Annotated in this window: 17 protein-coding genes; 11 read left to right on the forward strand and 6 right to left on the reverse strand. The window is 65.4% G+C overall.

The genetic code is table 11. From position 1 onward, the window contains the following. The first annotated feature begins 13 nt into the window (after positions 1-13). Both NLM33_RS44245 and NLM33_RS44250 read left to right on the forward strand, forming a co-directional pair. Positions 14-3,553: a NahK/ErcS family hybrid sensor histidine kinase/response regulator gene (locus NLM33_RS44245; RefSeq protein WP_254104911.1), complete on the forward strand. Its 3,540-nt coding sequence runs from the start codon at positions 14-16 to the stop codon at positions 3,551-3,553. Continuing rightward, entirely contained in the window at positions 3,550-4,197 is a 648-nt protein-coding gene (locus NLM33_RS44250) for a response regulator transcription factor (RefSeq protein ID WP_254104914.1), read from the forward strand. Before NLM33_RS44245 ends, NLM33_RS44250 begins: the two co-directional genes overlap by 4 nt. 274 nt (positions 4,198-4,471) lie before the next feature. On the opposite strand, the gene NLM33_RS44255 is transcribed toward NLM33_RS44250, so the two are convergent. Beyond that, positions 4,472-10,042: a negative regulator of septation ring formation gene (locus NLM33_RS44255; protein WP_254104916.1), complete on the reverse strand. Its 5,571-nt coding sequence runs from the start codon at positions 10,040-10,042 to the stop codon at positions 4,472-4,474. 399 nt (positions 10,043-10,441) lie between these two features. Here NLM33_RS44255 and NLM33_RS44260 point away from each other — a divergent pair, with 399 nt between their 5' ends. Together NLM33_RS44260 and NLM33_RS44265 are read left to right on the forward strand one after the other, a co-directional pair. Continuing rightward, a complete protein-coding gene (locus NLM33_RS44260) occupies positions 10,442-10,819 on the forward strand; it encodes an Hpt domain-containing protein (RefSeq protein ID WP_254104919.1) in 378 nt (125 codons plus the stop codon). 120 nt (positions 10,820-10,939) lie between these two features. Beyond that, on the forward strand, positions 10,940-11,260 hold the full coding sequence (locus NLM33_RS44265; RefSeq protein WP_027528626.1) for a 2Fe-2S iron-sulfur cluster-binding protein: 321 nt from the start codon (positions 10,940-10,942) through the stop codon (positions 11,258-11,260). Positions 11,261-11,269: 9 nt separating this feature from the next. Here the strand turns inward: NLM33_RS44265 and NLM33_RS44270 are convergent, their stop codons facing one another. After that, on the reverse strand, positions 11,270-11,737 hold the full coding sequence (locus NLM33_RS44270; RefSeq protein ID WP_254104920.1) for a thioesterase family protein: 468 nt from the start codon (positions 11,735-11,737) through the stop codon (positions 11,270-11,272). A gap of 185 nt (positions 11,738-11,922) precedes the next feature. Between NLM33_RS44270 and NLM33_RS44275 the strand changes: the two genes are divergently transcribed. The 3 genes from NLM33_RS44275 to NLM33_RS44285 all read left to right on the forward strand — a co-directional run bounded on the left by NLM33_RS44275 (position 11,923) and on the right by NLM33_RS44285 (position 14,503). Further along, a complete protein-coding gene (locus NLM33_RS44275; protein ID WP_254104922.1) occupies positions 11,923-12,951 on the forward strand; it encodes an NAD(P)/FAD-dependent oxidoreductase in 1,029 nt (342 codons plus the stop codon). Between the two features lie 109 nt (positions 12,952-13,060). Beyond that, positions 13,061-13,660: a DUF2147 domain-containing protein gene (locus NLM33_RS44280; protein WP_254104924.1), complete on the forward strand. Its 600-nt coding sequence runs from the start codon at positions 13,061-13,063 to the stop codon at positions 13,658-13,660. 492 nt (positions 13,661-14,152) lie between these two features. Then, positions 14,153-14,503, forward strand: coding sequence for a hypothetical protein (locus NLM33_RS44285; protein ID WP_254104926.1), 351 nt, complete (start codon positions 14,153-14,155; stop codon positions 14,501-14,503). A 34-nt stretch (positions 14,504-14,537) separates the two neighbouring features. Here the strand turns inward: NLM33_RS44285 and NLM33_RS44290 are convergent, their stop codons facing one another. Beyond that, the gene (locus NLM33_RS44290; RefSeq protein ID WP_254104928.1) at positions 14,538-15,521 is read right to left on the reverse strand and encodes an AraC family transcriptional regulator; all 984 of its coding nucleotides are present in this window, start codon (positions 15,519-15,521) and stop codon (positions 14,538-14,540) included. 246 nt (positions 15,522-15,767) lie between these two features. Between NLM33_RS44290 and NLM33_RS44295 the strand changes: the two genes are divergently transcribed. Together NLM33_RS44295 and NLM33_RS44300 are read left to right on the forward strand one after the other, a co-directional pair. Further along, positions 15,768-17,453: a hypothetical protein gene (locus NLM33_RS44295; RefSeq protein ID WP_254104930.1), complete on the forward strand. Its 1,686-nt coding sequence runs from the start codon at positions 15,768-15,770 to the stop codon at positions 17,451-17,453. A gap of 23 nt (positions 17,454-17,476) precedes the next feature. Continuing rightward, on the forward strand, positions 17,477-18,187 hold the full coding sequence (locus NLM33_RS44300) for an outer membrane protein (RefSeq protein ID WP_254104932.1): 711 nt from the start codon (positions 17,477-17,479) through the stop codon (positions 18,185-18,187). Between the two features lie 112 nt (positions 18,188-18,299). On the opposite strand, the gene NLM33_RS44305 is transcribed toward NLM33_RS44300, so the two are convergent. Next, the gene (locus NLM33_RS44305) at positions 18,300-18,569 is read right to left on the reverse strand and encodes a hypothetical protein (RefSeq protein WP_254104933.1); all 270 of its coding nucleotides are present in this window, start codon (positions 18,567-18,569) and stop codon (positions 18,300-18,302) included. Between the two features lie 280 nt (positions 18,570-18,849). On the opposite strand from NLM33_RS44305, the gene NLM33_RS50070 reads away from it, so the two are divergent. Continuing rightward, entirely contained in the window at positions 18,850-19,215 is a 366-nt protein-coding gene (locus tag NLM33_RS50070; protein WP_371930080.1) for a CHAD domain-containing protein, read from the forward strand. A gap of 53 nt (positions 19,216-19,268) precedes the next feature. Beyond that, on the forward strand, positions 19,269-20,699 hold the full coding sequence (locus tag NLM33_RS44310; protein WP_371930181.1) for an outer membrane protein: 1,431 nt from the start codon (positions 19,269-19,271) through the stop codon (positions 20,697-20,699). 56 nt (positions 20,700-20,755) lie between these two features. On the opposite strand, the gene NLM33_RS44315 is transcribed toward NLM33_RS44310, so the two are convergent. Both NLM33_RS44315 and garD read right to left on the reverse strand, forming a co-directional pair. Then, positions 20,756-21,961, reverse strand: coding sequence for a mandelate racemase/muconate lactonizing enzyme family protein (locus NLM33_RS44315; protein ID WP_254104938.1), 1,206 nt, complete (start codon positions 21,959-21,961; stop codon positions 20,756-20,758). Between the two features lie 36 nt (positions 21,962-21,997). After that, positions 21,998-23,539: a galactarate dehydratase gene (gene garD / locus NLM33_RS44320; protein WP_254104940.1), complete on the reverse strand. Its 1,542-nt coding sequence runs from the start codon at positions 23,537-23,539 to the stop codon at positions 21,998-22,000. Positions 23,540-23,615: the final 76 nt, after the last annotated feature.

The following is a 23,615-nucleotide window of genomic DNA, read 5'->3' on the forward strand; positions in this document are numbered from 1 at the left end:
GAGTGAGGATTCCTTGCAGGCGTGGTTCGTTCTCGCGGTCGCAGCCGGCTATGTGACCACGCTGTTCCTGATTGCCTGGTGGGGCGATCGGCGGAGCGCAGGTGGGCCGCTGGTTTCGCCAAAATCGTGGGCCGCGGCGATCAGCTATTGCCTGACGCTTGCGGTCTACAACACGTCATGGAGCTTCTACGGCTCGGTCGGTCGTGCCGCGACGACGGGACTGGACTTCGTCACCATCTATGTCGGCCCCACGCTGGTGCTGCTGTTCGGCCAGAGGCTGCTCGCCAAGGTGATCGGCATTGCCAAGGCACAGAACGTCACCTCGATCTCGGACTTCATCGCCGCGCGCTACGGCAAGAGCCAGGCGCTTGCGGCCTTCGTGACGCTCGCGTCCCTGCTGGGCGTGCTCCCTTACATCGCGCTTCAGCTCAAGGCCGTCGGCAAGAGCTTTGACTATCTCATCCTCCAGCCGGAGCGGGCCGGTGGCGAGGCGTTGCAGTTCTGGCAGGACTCGGCCTTCGGCGTCGCGGCGTCGATGGCGCTGTTCGCGATCGTGTTCGGCGTCCGGCATGTCCACGCCAGCGAGCATCATCGCGGCTTGATGCTCGCGATCGCCTTCGAGAGCGTCGTCAAGCTGGTCGCGTTCCTGATCGTCGCGTTGTTCGTGCTGTTCGGACTGTCAGGCGGGCCGGCCGGGCTGCTGTCGCAGTTTCAGTCGGAGCCGCAGCTTTCGACGATCCTGACCTTCGACCCGACACAGCCGGTATGGCTCTCGACCATCATCATCTCGGCGATCGCCTTCCTGTGCCTGCCGCAGGCGTTTCACGTCGCGGTCGTCGAGAACGAGGCGCCCGGCCACACGCGCACGGCGGCGTGGCTCTATCCGGCCTATCTCGCGCTGTTCAGCCTGCTGATCCTGCCGATCGCAGCCGCCGGGCTCACCAGGTTCGGCGCGATGATGGACCCCGACACTTACGTCATCTCGCTGCCGATCGCGGCAGGCGCCACGACCGTCAGCCTGATCGCTTTCCTCGGCGGGCTGTCGGCCGCCACCGGCATGGTGATCATGACCTCCGTGGCGCTCAGCACCATGCTGTGCAACGACGTCATCATGCCGCTGCTGCTGCGCTCGCGGTTCTTTGGCCTGCGCGCACAGAGCCGGCCGATGGCTTCCGTGCTGGTGGCTGTGCGCCGGCTCTCGATCCTCGGCATCCTCCTGCTCGCCTATCTGATGCACCGCCTGGTCAATCAGGCCTATCCGCTGACCGTGATCGGTCTTCTGTCGTTCGTCGCGGTCGCGCAATTTGGTCCGGCCTTCGTCGGCGGCCTGTTCTGGCCACGCGCCAACAAGGCCGGTGCGTCGATCGGGATCGCGGTCGGATTTTGCATCTGGGCCTATACGCTGCTGCTTCCCTCGGCCGCGCCGCTTTGGCCCGCCGTTGAGCAGATCGTTCGCGATGGCCCGTGGCAGATCGCCACGCTCCGGCCCAATGCGCTGTTCGGCTTCGAGGGGCTAGACCCGATCTCGCATGCCACGCTCTGGAGTCTCGGGGCCAACCTCGTTTGCTTCCTGCTGTTCTCCGCGCTCGGACGGCAATCGACCGTCGAGCGCAACCAGGCGGCGGCGTTTGCCGACGGTGTGGTTCGCGAGTCCATTCCAAAATTGTCCTCGCGCGTGGTGGTCCGCCTCGACGATCTCCGCGCACTTGCGCTGCGCTTCGTCGGTGCCGAGCGCGGCGCGGCGGCCTTCGATGGCTATCTCGCGGCGCGCGGATCGGGGCGTGGACTGCGCCTCGATCCATCCGGCCTCGTCGATCTCGATTCGATCCGCTTCACAGAGAACCTGCTTGCCGGCGCGATCGGCGCGGCCTCCGCGCGCGTGGTGATCGCAGCTTCGCTGGAGGGGCACTCGCTGTCGCGGCGGGCGGCGATGGCAATGCTGGACGAGGCCTCGGAGGCCTTGCGCTTCAACCGCAGCCTGTTGCAGAGCACGCTGGAAAGCGTGCCGCAGGGGATCTGCGCCTTCGATGCCGACTTCAACATGACGGCGTGGAACGGCCGTTTCATCGAGCTCCTGGACCTGCCGCCGGATCTCGTGCGCGTCGGCCTGCCGCTGGCGGACCTGATCGGCTTCAACGTCGACCGCGGCGAATATGCCGCCTCCGAATTCGCCGCGCTGCTGGTCAATCGCGATGTCTCGACGCAGACCTGGCCCTATCTCTATGAGCGCACGCGGCCCGACGGAACCGTGCTCGAGATCGTCTACGATCGCATCGCCGAGGGCGGCTATGTTTCGACCTATACCGACGTCACCGAGCGTCACCGCGCTGCGGAAGCCCTGCGCCGCGCCAATGAGGATCTCGAGCTGCGCGTGCGCGAACGGACCGAGGCGCTCGAACAGGCGAAGGCGGAGGCGGAGCAGGCCAATCTCGGCAAGACGCGCTTCCTTGCCGCTGCGAGCCACGACCTGTTGCAGCCGCTGAATGCGGCCCGGCTGTTCCTGTCGGCGCTCGACGAGAGCCTGCAATCCGGCGCAGGCGACAAAGAACGCGTCCTCGCCGGCAGCGCGATCACCGCGTTGCGCTCCACCGAGCACGTGCTCGATACGCTGCTCGACATTTCCTCCTATGATTCCCGTGCCGTTCGCGCCGAACCGACGGAGTTTCCGATCGCCGATCTTCTGGTGCAGCTCAATGTGGAGTTCTCGGCCATGGCGCGCGAACGCGGCCTTGCTCTGCGCGTCGTCGATTGCAAGCTTGCCGTGCGCAGCGATCCGCATCTGTTGCGCCGGATCCTGCAGAACCTGCTGTCGAACGCGCTTCGCTATACGTCGCAAGGGCGCATTCTCCTCGGCTGCCGGCGGCGCGGGGCCGATCTGCGCATCGAGGTATGGGATACTGGTGTCGGCATCGCTCCGGAAGACCAGAAGCGGATCTTCGAGGAGTTCCAGCGGCTCGCGCCTGGATCGGAGAAAGGGGTGGGCCTTGGTCTTGCAATCGTCGACCGTGTCTCGCGCCTTCTGGACCATGCGATCGACGTCCGCTCGCGTCCGGGACATGGCTCCTGCTTCGCCGTCACCGTGCCGCTTGCGCGCGGACCGGGGATGCCGCTTCAGCGCAGGCCCGCGGACGTGGCGCCGCCGTCGACGGAGCGATCGCTGACGATCCTGTGCCTCGATAACGATGCGACCATTCTCGATGGGCTCACGGCGTTGCTGACCGGCTGGGGCCATCGCGTCGTCGTCGCGGCCGACGCGGACCGGGCGATGGCCGCCGCGACGAGTTGCAGGCCGGATGTCGTGCTGCTCGACTACCATCTTGGTGAATCCCGCAGCGGCTTGGACTTTCTTGACGATCTCAGGCAGAAGGCGGGTCTCGACTTCCGCGCGCTTGTCGTCACCGGGGATCGCAGCGAGGCGGTGCGCAAGGAGGCGAGGGTGCGTGGCTGCGAGCTCCTCCTGAAGCCGGTGAAGCCGGCCGCGCTGCGGCGCTTCCTCGGCGGCGAGGTGTTGAGCCGGCAGTTCGCGACTGGACAAGGATCTTCTTCAGCATGACCACGCGCATCCTTATCGGCGACGATCATCCGCTGGTGCAGGCCGCGCTGCGCAGCGGGCTGTCGAGCGTGCTGCCTGATCTCGACATCGTCGCGTGCCAATCGCTCGACGAAGCGCTCACCGTGCTGTCGGCGCAGTCGGAAGAGATCGACTTGATCCTCTGGGACCTGACGATGCCGGGCATTCAAGGGTTTGCCGCGCTGTTTATCCTGTCGGCGCAGTTTCCGACGGTGCCGGTTGCGATCATCTCGGCGCGGCAGGACACGGCCACGATCCGCCGCGCCGTCGCCTATGGCGCCTCCGGCTACATCCCGAAATCGCTGAGCCTGCCGGAGATGGCCGAGGCGATCACCAAGATCCTCGCCGGCGAGATATGGATGCCGCCCAATGTCGGCGGAAGAGGCTCCATCCAGAGCGCCGATGTCGAGCTCGCCGCACGGATGGCGTCGCTGTCGGCGCAGCAGCTACGGATTCTGGCGATGATCGTCGAAGGCAAGCTCAACAAGCAGATCGCGGGCGAGCTCGAGATCGCCGAGCAGACCGTGAAAGGCCACGTCTCGACCATCCTGCGCAAGCTCGGGGTCGGCTCGCGCACCCAGGCCGCCGTTTTGGCCGAGCGGTTGTCGTTCGGACAGCCGGGCTAAAGCGCGATGGGTTTTGGTTGAATCGATTGGGCCACGGGCTTGCTCAACCTCTCCCGCTTGCGGGAGAGGTCGGCGCGAAGCGCCGGGTGAGGGCTCTCTCCACTTGGGGATTGTCCACTGCGGAGACACCCTCTCCCCAGCCCTCCCCCGCAGGCGGGGGAGGGAGTGCACCTTCCTTGAGGGCAACAATCAAGCCTAATCCCATCATGCTCTAAAGCAAAAACGGAGGCCGTGAGGCCTCCGTTTTCATTTCGGTTTTTGCGAGCGTGACCGCTTAGCCCAGCCGTCCTGCCGAGTGAGCGAGCAGGGTGTAGACGAGGCCCGTCTCCGAGGTCAGGTGGCTGCGCAGCTCCTGCGGGCCGCGGCCGTCGCGGGCGACTTCGTCGAGCAGGCGTTCGAACTCCGCGATGTAGCGGTCGACCGTGCCCTTGAAGTTGCGGTCGGCGCGATACTTGCGCGCGACCTCGTCAAAGGCCTTCTGGCCGGCGGGCGTGTAGAGGCGCTTGGTGAAGGCCTTGTTCTCGCCGCGCTGGTAGCGGTCCCACATCTCGGAGGCGAGGTTGCGGTCCATCAGCCGGCCGATGTCGAGCGATAGCGACTCCAGCGGATTGCCGCCATTTTGCGGAGCCTGCGGCGGCTGTTGCGGACGGCCGCGCGGCGTCTCACGGCCGGTCGGAGCCGCCGGGCCGGTATCGGCGCGGTTCAGCAGATCCGACAGCCAGCCGTCGCGGCTCTGGTCGTTGCCGGCGGGTGCGACCGGCGGGGCCTCGGTGCGGCGCGAGGCCGGCACGCCGAGGTCCGGCGGCGGCAGGGTCGACGCGCTGCCGGTGTCGCGCATGCGCGTCTCGGTGCCGCGGCCGCCTGCGGCGGTCGCCAATATCGGCTCTTCCTGACGCGCAACCGAGGCGCGGCCCGCGGTCGTGACGTCGAGGCCACGGCCGTGCTGGGCGACGATGCGGTTGAGCTCGGCGAGCGCCTCGATCTGGTCGACGATCACCTTGCGCATCTGCGCGGTGCTCTCGGCGGCCTCCTGCGGCATCTCGAGCACGCCGCGGCGCAGCTCGTTGCGGGTGGCCTCGAGCTCGTTGTGCATCTCGAACGCCATCTGCTTCATGCTGGCGACGAGGTTGCCGAACTTCTCGGCCGACTGCTTGAACATCGTGTCCGCCTCGTCGGTGGTCTGGCGGTAGATGTCGTGCATGGCGTCGATGGTCTGGCGATGCTCCTCTTCGGAAGCCACGCGCACCGCCTCGAACTGGCGGGTGATCGCGGCAGATCCCGCACCGGCGGTTTCCGCCACGACGCGCGCGATGTCGCGGGCGCGCTCTTCGGCCGCGGCAAGCGATTCGTCGAGCAGGCCGGTGAAGCGCGACAGCCGCTGGTCGAGATCGGCGGTGCGCAGGTCGATCGTGGTGACGAGCGATTCCAGCGCCTGCTTGCGTTCGGCGAGCGAGGCGGTGGTGTTCTTGTTGCTCTGCTCGACGACGGCCGCGGCATCGACGAGCGCCTTGCCGTGTGCGTCGAACTGCGTCGAGAGCTCGCCGAGGTCGACCAGCGCCTTCGTGGTCTTGGAGTTGAAGACGTTGAGCTGCTCTTCGAGGTTCTGCGTCGCCGCGCCGTTGCGCGCGGTGACGTCGTTCATCGCCGAGACGAAGTCGGCGACGCGGGTCACCAGCGCACGCTCGAGCGAGTTGAGGTTGTCGTGCGCACCGGTCAGCACCTCCTGGAGGAGGATGTTGCCTTCGCGCAGGCGCTCGAACAGGGCGACGGTATCGGTGCGCAGGATCTTGCTGGTTTCCTGCATCTCGGTGACCGCCGCGATCGAAACCTGGCGCGACTGGTCGATCGCCGCACGCGAGGCCTGCTCGAGGTCCCTGAGCGACTTGTTGACCGCGCCGGTCGCGACTTCGCTCGCCGCGTTGATGGTGCGTGCGACCTCGTTGCCGTTGCCCGACATCGACTGCGAGAACGCCTGGCCGCGCGTCTCGATCGACTTCAGCGCGTCGGAGGTGACGCGGTCGATGTCGAGCGTGAGCTGGCTGGTCTTCGAGCCGATCGCGTCCACCAGCGTGCCGCGCTTGGCGTCGATCAAGTTCGACAGCCGGTCGGCCTGCTGCTGCACATAGGTGACGATCTCGTCGGTCTTGGCCGTCATGGCCTGGCCGAACGAGCCGCTGGCGGCGAGCACCGAGCGCTCGACGTCGGCGGAGCTCGACTTGACCCGCGAGCTCGCCTCGTTCGAGGCGGTGATCAGCGCATTCTGCGCGTTGAGCGCGCTGGTCTGGATGTCGTTGGTGGCGTTCGAGGTCGCCGTGCCGAGCGCCCGCTCGATGTCAGTCGAGATCGCGCGGATCTGGCTTGCCGTATCCGCCGACGTCGCGGTCAGCGAGGACTGCGCCTCGCGTGCGCTGTTGAGGATCGCCGCCGCGGTATCGGCGCCGACTGCGGTGAGCGTGCGCTCGATGTCGGACGACAGCGACTTGATCTGGCTCGCCGCTTCCGAGGAGGCGGTGACGAGCGTTCCTTGCGCGTCGCGGACGCCGGCCGTGAGCGCCTCGATGGTGGCGCCGCCGGCCATGGCCAGCGAACGTTGCATCTCGGCGGCGAGCGATTTGACCTGGCCGGTCTGCTCGGCCGAGACCGCGAGCAGGGTGCTCTGCGCGTCGCGGGCGCTGGTCGTGATCGTCTCCGCGGTCGACTGACCTGCCTGCGACAGCGAGCGCTGCACTTCGGCGGCGAGCGACTTCACCTGGCTCGCCGCATCCGAGGACGCGGTGACGAGGGTGTTTTGGGCTTCGCGCGCGCCGGCCGTGATGGTCTCGGCGGTCGAGGTCCCGGCCATCGAGAGCGAGCGCTGCACGTCGGAGGACAGTGCCTTGATCTGGTTCGACGTCTCGGTCGAGGCCGCGATCAGCGTGCTCTGCGCATCGCGTGCGCCGGCGGTGATGGCTTCGGCCGTCGTGCTGCCAGCCAGCGACAGCGAGCGCTGAACGTCGGCCGTGAGCGTCTTGACATGGTTGGCCGCATCCGAGGAGGCGGTGATGAGGGACGTCTGCACCTCGCGCGCGCCGGCGAGGATCGAGGCTGCGGTGGCCGAGCCTGCCGCCGACAGGGTGCGTTCGACGTCGGCCGACAGGGACTTGATCTGGTTGGAGGCTTCGCCCGATGCGGACACCAGGGTCGACTGCGCCTCGCGGGCGCTGGTCAGGATCGAGTTCGCAGCGCCCGTGCCGACAGCGGTCAGCGCGCGCTCGACCTCGGACGAGGTCATCTTCAGCTGCGCATTGACGTCGGTCGAAACCGTCATCAGCGACTGCTGCGCCGTCCGGGCACCAGTCTGGATGGTTTCGCTGGTGTTGACCACGAGGTTGGTCAGCGAACGCTCGGCGTCCTCGACATGCGAACGGATGGTGGTGGAGATCATTTCGGCGCGCGACATCAGGTCGTCGCTGGCCTGGCGTCCGCTGCTCTCGATGCGGCCGGCCACGGCCTCGACCCGCGAGCCGAGCAGGTCCTCGAACTGCGCAACGCGCACGTCGATGTCGTTGGCGACCGAGCCGACCTTGGTCTCGATGGCCTGGTGGATTTCCTGGAAGCGCGCGGCGACCGTGCTGGCGAGAAGCGAGCTGCGGCCGTCGATCGTCTCGGTCACGCCGCTGATGCGGCGGTCGACGGCTTCGATCGCCTGCGCGGTGCCGTCGGACAGGGTCGAGGTCAGCAGCGTAAGCCGCGAGTCGACCGATTGCACCGCCTGTGCGGCCGTGTTGGTCAGCGAGAGCGTGAGCTCGGTGAAGCGCGTATCCATCGACTGCAGCGCCTGCGCCGCGCCGCCCGTCAGCGACGTGGTCAGGTGTGTCAGGCGGGTGTCGATCGACTGGATCGCCTGCGATGCACCATCGGTCAAGGACGTCGAGAGTGCGCCGAGGCGGTTGTCGATCGTCTCGGTGACGGACTTCGCGCGCGTGTCGAACGACTGTTCCAGCGCGACCACCCGACCGCCGAGCTGATCGTCGAAGGTCTTGATGTGGCCTTCGATCACACCGTCGAAATTGGCGAGCTTGCTGTCGAGCGAGCCGTCGAGGTTGGTGACGCGCTCGCCGAGCGTGGTTTCGAACTGCAGCAGGCGCTGGTCGAGCGCCGCGGTGATCTCGCCGCCGTTCGAGGTGAGGCGGGTGTCGAAATTGTCGACATAGGTCTTCAGCGTCTCGGCGATGTCGGTCGTACGCTGGCCCATGCGCTCGACGATCTCGCCGCCGAAGGTCTTCACCGTGCGGTCGAATTCGGAGATGTGGCGGGTGATCAGCGCGCCCAGCGTGCCGGAGTCGCGGGCGAACCTCTCCACGAGATCGGAGCCCTGGTTCTTCACCAGTTCGTCGAACGCGCTCATCTGGAGCGACAGCGAGTCGTGCGCGGTCTCGGTCTGGCTCACGACCTTGGCGACCAGCGTGTTGACGGTGGCGTCGAGCGCCTCGCTCGCCTTGTCGCCGCTCGTCATGATGTGGCCGGCGAGCCGGTTGCCGGCGTCGTCGATCTTGGCGGACAGGTCGTTAGAGCGCAGCTCGAGCTCGAGCAGCAGCGAGTCGGAGGAGTTCTTCAGGGAGTCGTGGACCTGCTCGGTACGCTCCGAGATGCCGTCGACGATCGCCGACGAACGCTGCTCGAACTCGCCGGTGATGCGGTCGATGCGCTCGTTCAGCATCTCGTGGACGCGGTCGGCGAGGTCGACGAACTCGTCGTGAACGTGGCCGGTCTTGAAGTTCAGGCTGGTGGTCAGCCGCTCGCTGGCGTCGAGCACCGCGCGCGTGGTCTCGTTGCTGGCTTCCTCGAGGCGGTCGAGCAGGTCGCCGCCGCGCTCGCCGAGCGCGAGGATCATGTTGTCGCCGGCGTTGCTCAGTGCGCTCGTGATGTGGGCGCCGCGCTCTTCCAGCGCGCCGGTGATGGATTTGGCGACCTCGTCGACGCGCGAGGCGATCGCGTCCGAGATCAGCGCGATGTCGTGGCGCAGGTCGATCTGCACGCCGGAAATGGCGCTGCGGACCTGCTCGGCCTGGCCGACCAGGTTGTCGCGCTGATGCGCGATGTCCTGGAGCAGGGCGCGGATACGCACTTCGTTGTCGCTATAGGCGCGCTCGAGGGCGGCGACCTCGTTCGCGACCAGCGTCTCCAGTTCGCCGGCACGCGCGATCGCGCGCTCGATGCCGTCGCCCATCGCCGCGACCTCGCGGCGGATGGCCTGGCCGACGGTGACCATCGAGTCGGAGGCCGAGCCTTCCGGCTCGGAGAAGCGGATCGCGACCTGCGCCATCGCCTGCGCGATCATGCGCATTTCCTGGCCGCGCCAGACGAGGCTCGCGAGGAAGTAGAACAGCATGATGGGCGCGAAGAACATCGCGACGAGGCCGGCGATGACCAGCACGCCGCCGCTCTGGCCCATGGCGGCATGGATCGAGGGCAGGAAGCCGACGGTCAGCGCGGCACAGGCCGCAAGCCAGATGCCGGCGAAGACGGTTGCGAAGGTGTAGACGCTGCGGGCAGGGCGGCCCTTCTGAAGCGCCTGGAGGAGCTGGCCGATGGTCTCGCGGTCGTCGTTGGCGGCCCGGCGCGGCGTGCGCGGCTCCTCGATCGGGTCGAATACCGGTCGCTCGGTCGCGGCAGGGCGCGCCTCGAAGGTGGGCTCGTCGAACACGGGGGGAGCCGGCGGCAGCATTGGAGGCCCGTTCTCGGCACGCACCGCAGAGGAGGCGCGGCTGGTGTCCGCAGCCGTGTCGCTGATGTTCAGGGCTTCCTGGATTGCAGAAAGCGCGACTTCCGTGGGGTCTTTGACCTTCTTTGGAGTGTTCGCCATGTTCAGTCTGAGCCCTCGTTACTTGTACACGTCCCCCGCGAGGCCAGCGTGTTCCGCAAGCCCACAGACCGGTTCATGCCGCTCGCGCGAATCCACAGCCGTCCTCCACCCGAGACGGCTTGTCCGCCAATTTCCGCAACATCCTATTGGCAGAGCGCTGCGAATGAAATGGCCGCGATTAAGACAATCTTAATCATCGTTAACAGGATCGGGCCGTAAGGCCTTAGCAATAAATGAAATTCTCCACGGAACTCGGCTGATTGCGGCAACTTTTCGTCAATATCCGGGCGGAATTAGGTAAAAGGCGCCTAACGTTCCGTTAACCATTTCCGTGGTTGGGTGGGGGCGAAAGCTTCGCCGCCGGACCGGCGCGTTGCCAGCGATGCCGGGGCCCGCGCCATGACGCCTGATCTGCAACGGATGGACTGGATGCCCTCGCCGCCGCTTGCTCCCCTCGACCATCCCCTCGATCTCGACCACCTCGCGCGCATGACCCTCGGGGATGTCGAGCTCGAATCCGAGGTGCTCGCGATGTTCGCGGAGCAGTCGAGCCGGCTGATCGCGGCGATGGCGGCGCTCCCCGCAGATGCATCCGCACTGGCGCACAAGCTGAAGGGCTCGGCGCGCGGGATCGGCGCCTTTGCGGTGGCGGATGCGGCCGCTGAGCTCGAATGCGCGATCCGGACCGGCGACAACCCGACCCGCGCCTTCGCCGTGCTGAAGGAGGCGGTCACCGAGGCCCGCGAAGCGATCGAGGCGATCCTGCGCCGCGCCTGAGGCCAGTCCCCAAATCCCGCGAACGGCCCGGGGCTCGCGCACTAGCGCTGCGCCAAGCGACCCGTTATAGGACAGCCCGGACCCTCCCTCATTCCCAAGACTCCGGCAGCACGAGCACACATGGCCAAAATCCACTATGTCGACCACAAGGGCGAAACCCGCACGGTAGAAGTCGAGAACGGCGCGACCGTGATGGAAGGCGCCATCCGCAACGCCATTCCCGGGATCGAGGCCGAATGCGGCGGCGCCTGCGCTTGCGCGACCTGCCACGTCTATGTCGACGAAGCCTGGCGCGAGAAGGTCGGCAGCCCGACGCCGATGGAAGAGGACATGCTCGACTTCGGCTTCGACGTGCGCCCGAACTCGCGCCTGTCCTGCCAGATCAAGGTGTCCGACGAGCTCGACGGGCTCGTGGTGTCGACGCCGGAACGGCAGGCCTAACTTCTCAATCTAGAGCTTGGGCGGCGCGACCTCGATGCCGCTTTTGTGCCAGGGCCTGAGTTTCTCGATGACCTCGGCGGTGAGTGGCGTCGGTCGCCGCGACGCCTCGTCGATGAGGACGCCGACCGATGTCGCGGAGGCAACGCATCTGCCTTCGGAGAACACGACCTGTTCGAAGGTCACCGACGTCCGCCCCAATTTCACGACGCCGAGCCCGAGCTCGATCGTGCCCGGCCAGCGCAGCTCGGCGCGGAAATGGATGTCGAGCCGCACCATGATCCAGGCGAGCCCCGGCGGCGTCAGCCCGATCTTCGGGTCCTTCATCAGCGTGACGCGGCCGGTCTCGAAATAGGTGGCATAGACCGCGTTGTTGACGTGCTGGTTGGGATCGAGGTCGCCGAAGCGCACATTGTCGCTGAGGCGATAGGGGAAATCCGCAAGGCGCGGCGCTGAATCCAGGCGGCTTGGTGCATTCACCGGTTGATCTCCCTCATGTCCTCCGCCGTTACAGCCCAGTTATCCTGCCCCGGCAAGTCCGCCTGCCGGCAGGCGGCCAATGCTTTTATGCCTTCCCTGGGCCGTCGGCGTTGGCTAGACAGGAACTGCCCTTTCCGTTGCCTGCCGGGCGCCGTCCAACCGATAACGACCGATAAAGAGACGACATGAGCGACGCGATCAAAACCGATGTGCTGATCATTGGCGCCGGCCCCTGCGGTCTGTTCGCCGCCTTCGAGCTTGGCCTTCTCGACATGAAGGCGCACTTCGTCGACATCCTCGACAAGGTCGGCGGCCAGTGCGCCGAGCTCTATCCGGAGAAGCCGATCTACGACATTCCCGGCATTCCGCACATCTCGGGGCAGGGCCTCACCGAAGCGCTGATGGAACAGATCAAGCCGTTCCACCCGACCTTCCATCTCGGCGAGATGGTCGAGAAGGTGGAGAAGATCGGCGATCCTGCGTTCCGCGTTACCACCGATGCCGGCAAGGTGTTCGAATGCAAGGTGGTGGTGATCGCCGCCGGCGGCGGCTCGTTCCAGCCAAAGCGTCCGCCGGTGCCGGGGATCGAGGCTTATGAAGGCACCTCGGTGCATTACTCCGTGCGCAAGATGGAGCAGTTTCGCGACAAGGAGATATTGATCGTCGGCGGCGGCGATTCCGCGCTCGACTGGACGCTCAATCTGCATCCGCTGGCCAAGCGTATCACGCTTCTGCACCGTCGCGACGAATTCCGTGCCGCGCCCCACAGCGTCGAGCAGATGCGCGGACTCGTCGCGAGCGGCAAGATGGATCTGAGGCTCGGCCAGGTCACCGCGCTCTCGGGCGGTGACGGCAAGCTCGCCGGCGCGACGATCAAGGGCAACGACAACAGCGTCACTGAGATCGTCTGCGACACCATGCTGCCGTTCTTCGGGCTCACCATGAAGCTCGGCCCGGTCGCGAACTGGGGCATCGCGCTGGAGAACAATCTGGTGCCGGTCGAGACATCCGCGTTCGAGACCAACGTGCCCGGCATCTTCGCGATCGGCGACATCAATACTTATCCGGGCAAGATCAAGCTGATCCTGTGCGGCTTCCACGAGGGTGCGTTGATGGCGCAAAAGGCCCATCGTTACGTCTATCCGGAGAAGCGGCTGGTGTTCCAGTACACGACGTCCTCGTCCAGCCTGCAAAAGAAGCTCGGAGTCAACTGATCCGGGGCCGGAACGAGGAGGGCATATCCCATGTTTCTGGTGCTGGAACCCTTCGCGAAATAGCCTTAGTCTGCGGTCATTCCAGTCGTGGGTTAGCTAGGTGATCATAATGCGGAATATCTTTTCCAGCTTCCGACTTCTTTCGCTCGTCGCGCTCGGCCTCGCGCTGTCGCTTGCGATGTCGCAGCCCGTCGCAGCGCAGGCGCAGCAGCCCACGGCTGCGGGTCTCTGGCAGAAGGTCGAGGACAGCAAGACGGTGGGATGGTTTCTCTTCATCGACCACAATGGCGTCTTCGAAGGCGTGATCGCAAAGACCTTTCCGCGTCCGGGCGATGACCCGAACGAGGCCTGCACCAAATGCACGGATGATCGCAAGAACGCACCGGTGCTCGGCCTGTCCTTCGTGCGCGACATGAAGCGCGACGGCCTGAAGTATGAAGGCGGCAACGTGCTCAATCCGCGCGACGGCAACATCTGGAAGGCCAACATGAAGGTCAGTCCGGACGGTCAGACGCTCACCTTGCGCGGCTATCTCGGCATCTCGCTACTCGGCAAGGACGAGAGCTGGACGCGCCTGCCGGATGCCAACATCGCGCAGCTCGATCCCGCCATCGTGGCAAAATATCTTCCGGCGCAAGCCGCTGCAGTGAAGCCGCCGCCGCCTCCGGCCAAGAAGGGCGGCGCAATGATGGCGCCGGCGAAGCAGTAGGGCGCGTCGCAGGTCGCATATCCGTCGCCTCACACATTGCTCTCATGCCAGGGCTCGACCGAGGCATCCAGTACGCCACGGCTTCTCTATATCCTCGCACTGCCTCTGGAATACTGGATCGCCCGATTCAAGTCGGGCGATGATACAGAGAGTTTGGGGCGCGCATTCCACAAGCTCGCAATGATGGCGAGAGGCGCGTCATCCCTCTTCCAACCCACTCTCAAGTCATAGATGTGCCGTCTCGTTATCGCGGTCTGACCGCGCAATGGGAATGCAGTCCTGTTCGCCCTGCGATCGGATGAGTCAAAAGACGAATGCCATTGCTATCCCCACCAGTAGTCTCCCGGAATGCGGGTTTGGCGCTCGTTTTGCATAGTGGTCGGGAAAGCTGCTGGGGGAGCGAATCGCTATTTCTCCACGTCTGCCGATCCGTGGCGGACGAATAGCGGCGCTTGCGCCCCGCGGCGGAAACGGACCCGCGGAGACGAAGGAATGTTTGCAAGACATTGTGCCGCACTCGTGCTTGGCGTGATCATGCTGGCCACATCGGCTTTCGCACGCGACGACGGACGCTACGCCAATTCGCCGCTCAAGCCCTGGTTCGAGAGCCTGCACAGCCAATACGGGCAATGCTGCTCGGACGCTGATGGTTACGTCATCGCCGACGTCGATTGGGAATCCGACAACGGCCATTATCGCGTGCACATCGACGACGAATGGGTCGTGGTGCCTGACGGTGCCGTCATCACCGAGCCGAACAAGATCGGGCGGACCATGGTGTGGAAGCACTATGTCGACGGCCATCCGCGCGTCCGCTGCTTCATGCCGGGCAGCATGACCTGAGGCGCGAGATCGTGAGCGCCACGGCAGATCCCGTCTAGCGCTGGCGTAGCGCCGCCGCGTGACGGATGTCCGACGGCGTCGCGTTGTACGCGCGCCGGAACGTGCGATTGAAATAGGACAGCTCGCTGAAGCCGCATTCGAAGGCGATCGCGCTGATCGTCAGCATCGCGAAACCCGGATCCCGTAGCATCTGCAAGGCGCGCTCGAGCCGACGGGCGAGGACGAACTCGGAGAAGGTCGTGCCGTCGCGTTCGAAGAGCTTTTGCACGTAGCGCGGCGTCACGCCGTGCCGCAAGGCAACCGTCGCAGCCGAGAGATCGCCGGTACCGAGACGCTCGCGGATCTCCGCCTTGATCGATTGAAGCCGTGCGGCAGCAACACCGCGATGCTGCGCCTCATGCGCAGCGTCGGCGCGGGCGCCGATCGCGAGTGCCGCGAGATCCACGATGTGGTTCGCAGCGGCTTTCGCCAGTCCGGCATCGAGCGGGCCGTTCTCATGCAAGGTCTGCACGTAGCGGATCAGGAGCCGTAGCGCGCCGTTCTCGGCGGGAATCTGTCGGGCATAGGCCGCGCCGAGATCCGGAACGAGCGCCGAGACCGCTGGGCGGGGCAGCGCGATGCTGACGAACCTGCCGAAGCTGTGCATCGTGTTCACGGACGGATCGGTGCCCGATAACACCGAGGCGGTGCCGGGGCGGCAGATGATTTCGCGGCCAAGTTGTCGAGTGGTGGCGGCTCCACTCATCAGCATTGTGAGCCCGAAGATGTCCCCCACGCTGGCAAGATATTGCCGCGTGACGCGATAGTGCGCAGGCGATCGCGATCCCGAGACCAGCCCGACACCGGGCAGGCCCTGGAAGGTCACGCTGGCATGAAATGGATCGTCGCCGATCGTCTCGATGTCGACGTTGACGATGTTGCGCCCGTAGATCTCGCGCCACATCGCGAGGCGCTGCGGGGCCGGAAATGCGTCAGTCGATATCTGAGCGGGCGAGAAGGACGGAGAAGGCGAGGTCATGCTGCATTGCTATCGTCCATCGCCGGGCAGTTCGATGGCGCCACTTCAATAGCGGATTCCGCGGCCATTTCAATCGCGATGGTCCGGTGTGGCGGCAAAACATCATCTGTCGCCAAAGCGTCACGCAAGTTCGCGTCAGTCCCACCCAGTTCTTTCCAGTCTGAGCGGCCGCGATCCCGCGCGGCTAGGTGTTCGCTCTCGCGTCGACTGTTCGCGCGGCGCGAGAGGATTTCTGGAGGAGTTGGAATGAGATTGGGGCCCGGGATTCGCAAAGCACTGCTCACGACGACGGCAGTCGCCGCATTAGCGTGTGGCGCAACGTCGGCGATGGCCGGCGATACGGAGGCTCTGCTCTCGCTGCTCGCCAGCAAGGGCGTCATCTCATCGAGCGAGGCCCGCGCAGTCACTTCCGCGCCGCCAGCCGAGCAGGGTGATCGCCTGGTGGCGATTCTGCGCAAGAAGGGCGTGCTCGCGGACGGCGACGTACAGGTGCTGAAATCGAAGTCGCGGCAGGTGAGCGTGGCCGCAACGGACGCCCGCCCAGCCCCGGCGTCCGTCGTGCCGCCGCCGGCCGCGACGCCTGCCGGTCCTGCGCCGATACCGCGCAAGGCTGCGGCGTTCGAAGTCGGCGGCTTCGAGATCGCGCCGGTCGGCTACCTCGCGCTGACGGGTGTGAGCCGCAACACCAATACTGGCACTGCGACCACGACCAATTTCGGCGCGATCCCGTTCAGCAACACGGTCCAGGGCAATATGACGGAGACGCGGCTCTCCGCGCAGAATTCGGTGCTCGGTCTGCGTGCTCACGGCAACATCAGGGGTGTCGATCTCACCGGCTATTTCGAGGGTGATTTCAACGGCAACGACCCGGCGAACACGTTCGTCAATTCGAACAGCCACACCTTTCGGATGCGGCTAGCCTATGCCGACGTGAAGGCCGGCCAGTTCGAGACAAGTTTTGGCCAGACCTATAGCTGGCTGACGCCGAACCGCTACGGCATGGGTCCAGATCCTTCGGACATTTTCCTCACCAACAACATCGATCAGAGCTTTCAGGTCGGCCTGCCTTGGGCGCGCCAGGCGGCGGCGCACTTCGCGTGGCACGCGACACCGAACTTCACCATCGGTGCCGGTATCGAAAATCCGCAGCAGTACGTTGGTAGCAGCGAGGTGGTCTACCCGTACGCGTTCAACGCGCAGCTCGGACCGCAGTTCGACACCGGAGCTATCCCCGGCACGCCGAACCGGATGCCGGATGTGGTCGCCAAGGTGGCCTACGACAGCGACGTGTGGTCCGGGACGCGGCTGCATCTCGAGGCGGCCGGCATGTGGCGGCATTTCCGGGACACGACTCTCCCGACGGTCTACCAAGGGGGCTTCACCTGGCATGATGCGAATGGTTGGGCGACGACGGTTGCGGCGAATCTCGAATTCTTCAGGACCTTCACGCTTGTGGGCAATGCGTTCTGGAGCGATGGCGGCGGCCGCTATCTCGGTGGGCTCGGTCCAGACGTCGTGCCCATAGTAACGGGCAGTCCGGGTAACCTTGACACCGCGCTTTCGACGGTTCGCTCGTACGGCTACCTCGCCGGCTTCGAATGGCGCGTTCTCTCGCCGACGATCTTGGCGGCCTATTACGGACAGGCGCACTTCGACAGTAACTACTTCCTGGACATTTCCAACCCGTCGCCTAACCGGTATGCCGGCTTCGGCTATCCGCAATCGTCGAATGCCGCCAACAAGCAGATCGAACAGTGGACGCTCGATCTCAAGCACACCTTCTGGGCTGACCCGCAATACGGCGCCATCACAGGGCTCGCGCAATACTCCTATCTGCGGCGTGAGGCCTTCTTCGTAGCCAACGGCGCGCCGCCTGACGCGCATACGCACCTGTTCTTCACTGAGCTGCGCTACCAGCTTCCCGGCAACTAAGCGAAACGCGAGGATTTAGACCAATGATCAAGCACGCAATTGCTCTCGCTTCGCTGTTGAGCCTTTTCGCAGGCGACGCCCTGGCGGCTGATCTCGCGGCGGTGCCCTATGCGCAGGTAACAACGATCGCCACGCCGTGGACCGGATTCTACGTCGGCGTCGCCGGTGGGTGGGGGCGCGGAACCTCGCGTCAGGACCAGACCGGCGCTGCGTTCGCCGGCGTCGGTGATTCCGGAGATTTCACCCAGGCTGGATGGATCGCCGGCGGCACGGTCGGCTACGACTGGCAATTCAACATGTTCACGGTTGGAGTCGAGGGTGACATCTCGGCGGCCGATATCGACGGTAACACGTCGAATGCCGGCTGCGCCGGCGCAATTCCTTGCCGGACGAAGATCACCTGGCTGCACACCGGCCGCGGCCGCGTGGGGGTGGCGTTCGGCCAGTTCATGCCCTACATCACCGGCGGCGTCGCTTTCGCCGGGCTCAAGGCCACGAACTTCAACACCGAGAATTCCCAGCCGAATGGTATGTGGGGCGGGGTCGTCGGTGGCGGCCTGGAATGGATGTTCCTGCCGAATTGGTCGGCAAAGGCAGAGTATCTCTTCATCCCTTCGTTCGGGACGGCGACGCCGAGCGACTTGTCTGGCAAGGTGACCGAGCGCAACGTCAGCCTGGCGCGGTTCGGCGTGAACTACCATTTCGGGGACGCGCCGGTGACGGCTCGCTACTGATCGCCAAACGCGGACGGGCCTGAGCCGACACAATTGAAAATGCCGAAAGCAGCGGCCTGCTTCCGGCATTTTGCCTTGAATGAGCAATCGCGCCTTTGGCGCGCGAGTCCGATCAGCGGGATCGGCTGTCTGAATTCGCGCTCGCGACCACCTTGACGTGCGGCGACAGGACCGCGATCTGCGCAGGCGAGGCGGGCATTCCTTCGGCGGTCAGCGTCGGCGCGGCCGCCTGCTCCTGAACGTCGGCGGCGCCAAGCAATTGGACTTGCGTCGCCGAAATCGGAAATGATTTCACTTCGTAAGAGGGAAGCTCGCCGGCAAATGCGCTGACGGTGCTCGCAATCATCGTGCCGGCAACGGCAATCATCGAAAGAATCCGCATTTCAATTCTCCTTGAAAGACAACAATCGGAGGGTTAGTCGCGATGGCTGCGGGAGAGGTTCGCGGTTCTGCGAATGGCCTGCGGACAAATTTGGTTGCGATCTGCGCGTGCGACGAAGCGATCCGGAAACGCTTCGCTCCCGTGTTTCAGGACTGTTTCGCGCGATGACGAATCGTCCGCGCCTCACGCGCCAGATCTGGATTCTCGCACCGTCGCATCAGCGCGGTGGCGCAAGTCCGGCTTGAGCCCAAGGCCGAGGCCGGGCGCGCGGCGCGATACCATGCCGTTGTTGATTGCGACAGAAGATGCCAAGTCGCCGCTCTGCAAGTTTGCCAGCAGGCTGCTGCATCGCCACATCAAGAAGATGCGCAGGCAGGGACGGCATCTCGACGAGATGTCTGCCCGGGAACGGCGCAAGCTGCGCATCAGGGCCAAGAAGATCAGATATGCGCTCGAGTTCTTTGAAAGTCTTTTTCGGTCCCGGCGCGAACGGAAGCAGATGGCAGGGTTATCGTTTCCTGGTGCAGATCGGGCATTCGTTGCCGCGGATGTTGTGACCGAAATGCATCGCCTTGCGGCAAAGCGCTTTCGATTTCGCCGCAATCGCATCGAACGTCGCGCCAGTCCGAGTACCGAGCGGCCGTGATCAGCTAGATTCCTTCACCTGCGTCGGAAATGAAGGGATCGTCCGTGAAGAGAATGCTGTCCGTCGTCGTCGCGATGGTTACCGGTGGAGCGGCGACCGCCGACGCGGCCGATCTTTCGCGGCCGACCTACGTCAAGGCGCCCCGGCTCGAGAGCACGCTCTACGACTGGACCGGGTTCTATCTCGGCGTGAATGCCGGCTATGGTGTCGGCCGCAATCTCACGAGTGTCGGTTTTCCCGGCACGATCTTCAACGAGACGAATCGGCTGGCGCCGTTGGGTGCGGTCGGGGGCGGGCAGGCGGGCTACAACTGGCAGACCGGCAATTTCGGACTCGGCAACCTCGTTCTCGGCGTCGAGACCGACATCCAGGCGGCGGACCTGACGGATGATCGCGGCTGCGGCATCTTCTCGCTCACGGCGTGCAGCACGGACGGCCTGAATTATACGCAGCGGATCGGCTGGTTCGGCACGGTGCGCGGCCGTATCGGTCTCGCCAACGGACCGGTTCTGAGCTATGTGACCGGCGGCTTTGCCTATGGCGGCGTGCGGACCAGCATCACCGAAATCCCCGACAGCTTCGCGACCAGTGAGGTGCGCACCGGCTGGACGATCGGCAGCGGCGTTGAGGCCGCGCTCGCCGGCAACTGGACCGGCAAGATCGAATATCTCTATCTGAACCTCGGCACCCAGACGGGCGTCGGCAGCCTGCTCGCGACGCCCGCCAGCTTCTCATCCGATCTGCACGAGCACATTTTCCGGGTCGGCCTGAACTATCGGGTCGGCGGCACGCCTTATCGCGATCAGCCGGTGGCGAACTGGGCCGGGCTCTATCTTGGCGGCAATGCGGGTTCGGCGATTGCGCGCAATGCCAGCACCTATGGCGTCGCCGGCACGGCCGATCCCGGACGTCACGATCTGAGCCCGAAAGGCTTCATCGGTGGCGGACAGATCGGCTACAACTGGCAGGCCGCAAATTGGGTGTTCGGCCTCGAGGCCGACATCCAGGGCTCGAGCCAGCGCGACAACGAGGTGTGCCTGTTGTGGTGCGGCCCGCCGGTCGGCTTCGATCTCACCATCGATCAGCGGATGAGCTGGTTCGGCACTGCGCGGGCGCGCGTCGGCTATTCGGTCGGCTCCTCGCTGTTCTACCTGACCGGCGGCGCCGCCTACGGCAACGTCAGGACGACCCTGGTCGACACCAACAATTTCGGCCTGTTCGTCGCCCAGCAAGTCTCGGCCACGCACACCAAAAGCGGCTACGCCGTCGGCGCCGGCCTGGAATCGCCCGTCAATTTGTTCGGGCTGTTCGGGCCGAACTGGACCGCGAAGACGGAATACCTGTTCGTGGATCTCGGCAGCGTGACCGATCTGCACACCACTCTCTTCGGAGCGACGTTTGCCCACACCAGCCAGCTCCAGGAGCACATCTTCCGCTCCGGGCTGAACTATCACTTCAACACGCCGGTGGTTGCGAAATACTGAGACGACGCCATCGCGCATCCGCGACGTGCCCCGGACAGGGGGCAGTCGCGAGCCGATCACGCGCCGAGTTTGGACTCGCGTACCGTCGCGTCCGGCCTCCCGCGCAAGTCCGGGTTGAGCGCAAGGCCGAGGCCGGGCGCGCGCGGCGCCGATACCATGCCATTGTTGACGACGGGAAGCTCCGTCACGAGGTCGCGATACCAGGTCGACAGTGTCGCGCGCACGACCTCCTGGAAGATCGCGGTCGGCGCATGCAGCGCGAGATGAAGGCCCGCCATCAGCGCCACCGGACCGGTGCAATCATGCGGCGCGACCGGCTTGTTGTAGGCTTCCGCGAGCGCGGCGATCTTGCGCGCTTCGCTGAGGCCGCCGCACCAGGCGATGTCGAGCATGACGACGTCGAGCGCGTCCGCGGCGAGCAGGTTGCGGAAGCTCGCTGCGCCCGCGAGCGTCTCGCTGCCGCAGATCGGCGTCTTCACCCGGCGGCGCAGATCGGCTAGCGCCTGTGCATCGTCCATCTTGTTGAGGGGATCCTCAACCCAGAATACGCCAACATCTTCGAGCGCGCGGCAGATGCGTTCGGCGGCGTGCATCCCCCACAGGCTGTGCAGCTCGCACATGATGTCGATGCGGTCGCCGACGGCAGCGCGGATCTTGCGGAACGGCTCGAGGCCGCTCTTGAGATCGGTCAGCGTGATCGAGTGGCCGCCATTGGCGGCGAAGGGATCGAACGGCCAGATCTTCATCGCGCCGTAGCCTTCGCTCACCAGGCTTTCGGCGAGCGCGCCGGCGTCGCGCATGAAGGCGATCTGGTCGTCATAGGGGCCGAGCGCTGTGTCTTCAGTGCCGATCTCGCGGCGCTTGGCGCTCTTCGTGTTGTAGGCATAACCTGCGCAGGTGTTGTAGGCGCGGATCTCGGTGCGGCTCGCACCACCGAGCGCCTCGTGTACGGGAATGCCGTGGCGCTGGCCCTTGATGTCCCACAATGCGATGTCGATCGCGCTTGCCGCGCGCACCTCGGCACTGACGCTGTGGAAGCCGAGATAGGGCGTCAGCAACTGGCGCGAGATGGCCTCGATGCGGCGGGCGTCCTGGCCGAGCACGAGAGGCGCCGCAAGCTCATGTACCGCGGCCTCGACGGCCTGCGCGCCGCGAAAGCTCTCGCCGAGACCTGTGAACCCTTCGTCGGTCTCGACCTCGACCCAGATCAGATTCGGCCGCTCGTCAATGCGAATGGTTCGGAGGTTGGTGATGCGGGACATTCAAAGGTCCTCTTGTTTTTTCAGGCGTCGGTAGCGTCACGTCACCGGTGCCGGATTGAACAGTGTCAGGTCGTTGTGGATGCCCCAGCGATCCGACCACGGCTTGGTGCGGCCGCTGGCGACGTCGAGGATCAGGCGGAACAGGTCCCAGCCGGTTTCCTCGATGGTCTTCTCGCCGGTGGCGATGCGGCCTGCATCGAAATCGATCAGATCCTTCCAGCGCCGCGCAAGTTCGGAGCGCGTCGCGACCTTGATCACGGGGGCTGCGGCGAGGCCGTAAGGCGTGCCGCGGCCGGTGGTGAACACCTGCAGCGTCATGCCGGAGGCGAGCTGGAGCGTGCCGCAGATGAAATCGGACGCAGGGGTCGCCGCAAACAGCATGCCCTTCTGCGTCGCCTTTTCGCCGGGCGAGAGCACGCCGGTGATCGCGCTCGAGCCGGACTTGACGATCGAGCCGAGCGACTTCTCGACGATATTGGCAAGCCCGCCCTTCTTGTTGCCGGGCGTGGTATTGGCGCTGCGGTCGGCGCCGCCGCGGGCCAGATACGAGTCGTACCAGGCCATCTCGCGCACCAGCGCGCGGCCAACATCCTCGTTGATCGCGCGACGCGTGAGGAGCTGGATGGCGTCGCGCACTTCGGTGACTTCCGAGAACATCACGGTGGCGCCGGCGCGCACCAACAGATCCGCGGCGTAGCCGACGGCGGGATTTGCCGTGACGCCGGAGAAGGCATCGCTGCCGCCGCATTGCAGGCCGATGACGAGATCGGAGGCGGGGCAGGTCTCGCGCTTGCGCGTGTTGAGGATTTTCAGGCGCGCCTCGGCCTGGGTCATGATCGCATCGATGATCGCACCAAAGCCGTCGAAGGCTTCGTCCTGCATACGGACGATGGCGTCATTCACGCCCTCGGGCACGAGCCGCTCGGGGGCGAGCTTCTCGCAGCCGAGGCCAACGACGAGAATCTCGCCGCCGAAATTCGGGTTGAGCGCGAGGTTTTGCAGCGTGCGGATCGGCACGACAGCGTCGGGCGCGGTGATCGCGACGCCGCAGCCATAGGCGTGGGTGAGGGGAACGACGTCGTCGACGTTCGGATATTTCGGCAACAGCTCGGCGCGGATGCGCTTCACCGCATATTCCATCGTGCCCTTGACGCATTGCACGGAGGAGGAGATGCCGAGGATGTTCTTGGTGCCGACCGAGCCGTCCGGATTGCGGTAGCCCTCGAATGTGTGGCCTTCGAGCGGCGGCAGCGGGGCGGGGACGGCGGTCGAGATTTCCAGCCTGTCGAGGGCAGGGGCCTCCGGCATGCGGATGCGCGCCTCGTCGACCCATTCGCCGGCAAGGATCGGCGAGAGCGCGTAGCCGATCACCTCGCCATAGCGGATGATCGGTGCGTCTTGCGCGATATCGACCAGCGCCGTCTTGTGGCCTTGCGGCACGAAGGCGCGCAGCGTGAGCCCGCAGGCAAAGCGGGAGCCGGCAGGGAGCCCGAAATCATTGACCACGATCGCGACATTGTCGCGCTCGTTGAGCTTGATATAGCGGGGCTGCTCTTTCGCTGCGACTGACTGGTCCATGAGGACTCCAGGAATGGTAGGGTGGGTTAGCCGAAGGCAAACCCACCATTCTGGCGCGTTGAGAGAAGAGGTGGGT

Source organism: Bradyrhizobium sp. CCGUVB1N3 (assembly GCF_024199925.1).
In the GTDB taxonomy this organism is placed as follows: Bacteria; Pseudomonadota; Alphaproteobacteria; order Rhizobiales; family Xanthobacteraceae; genus Bradyrhizobium.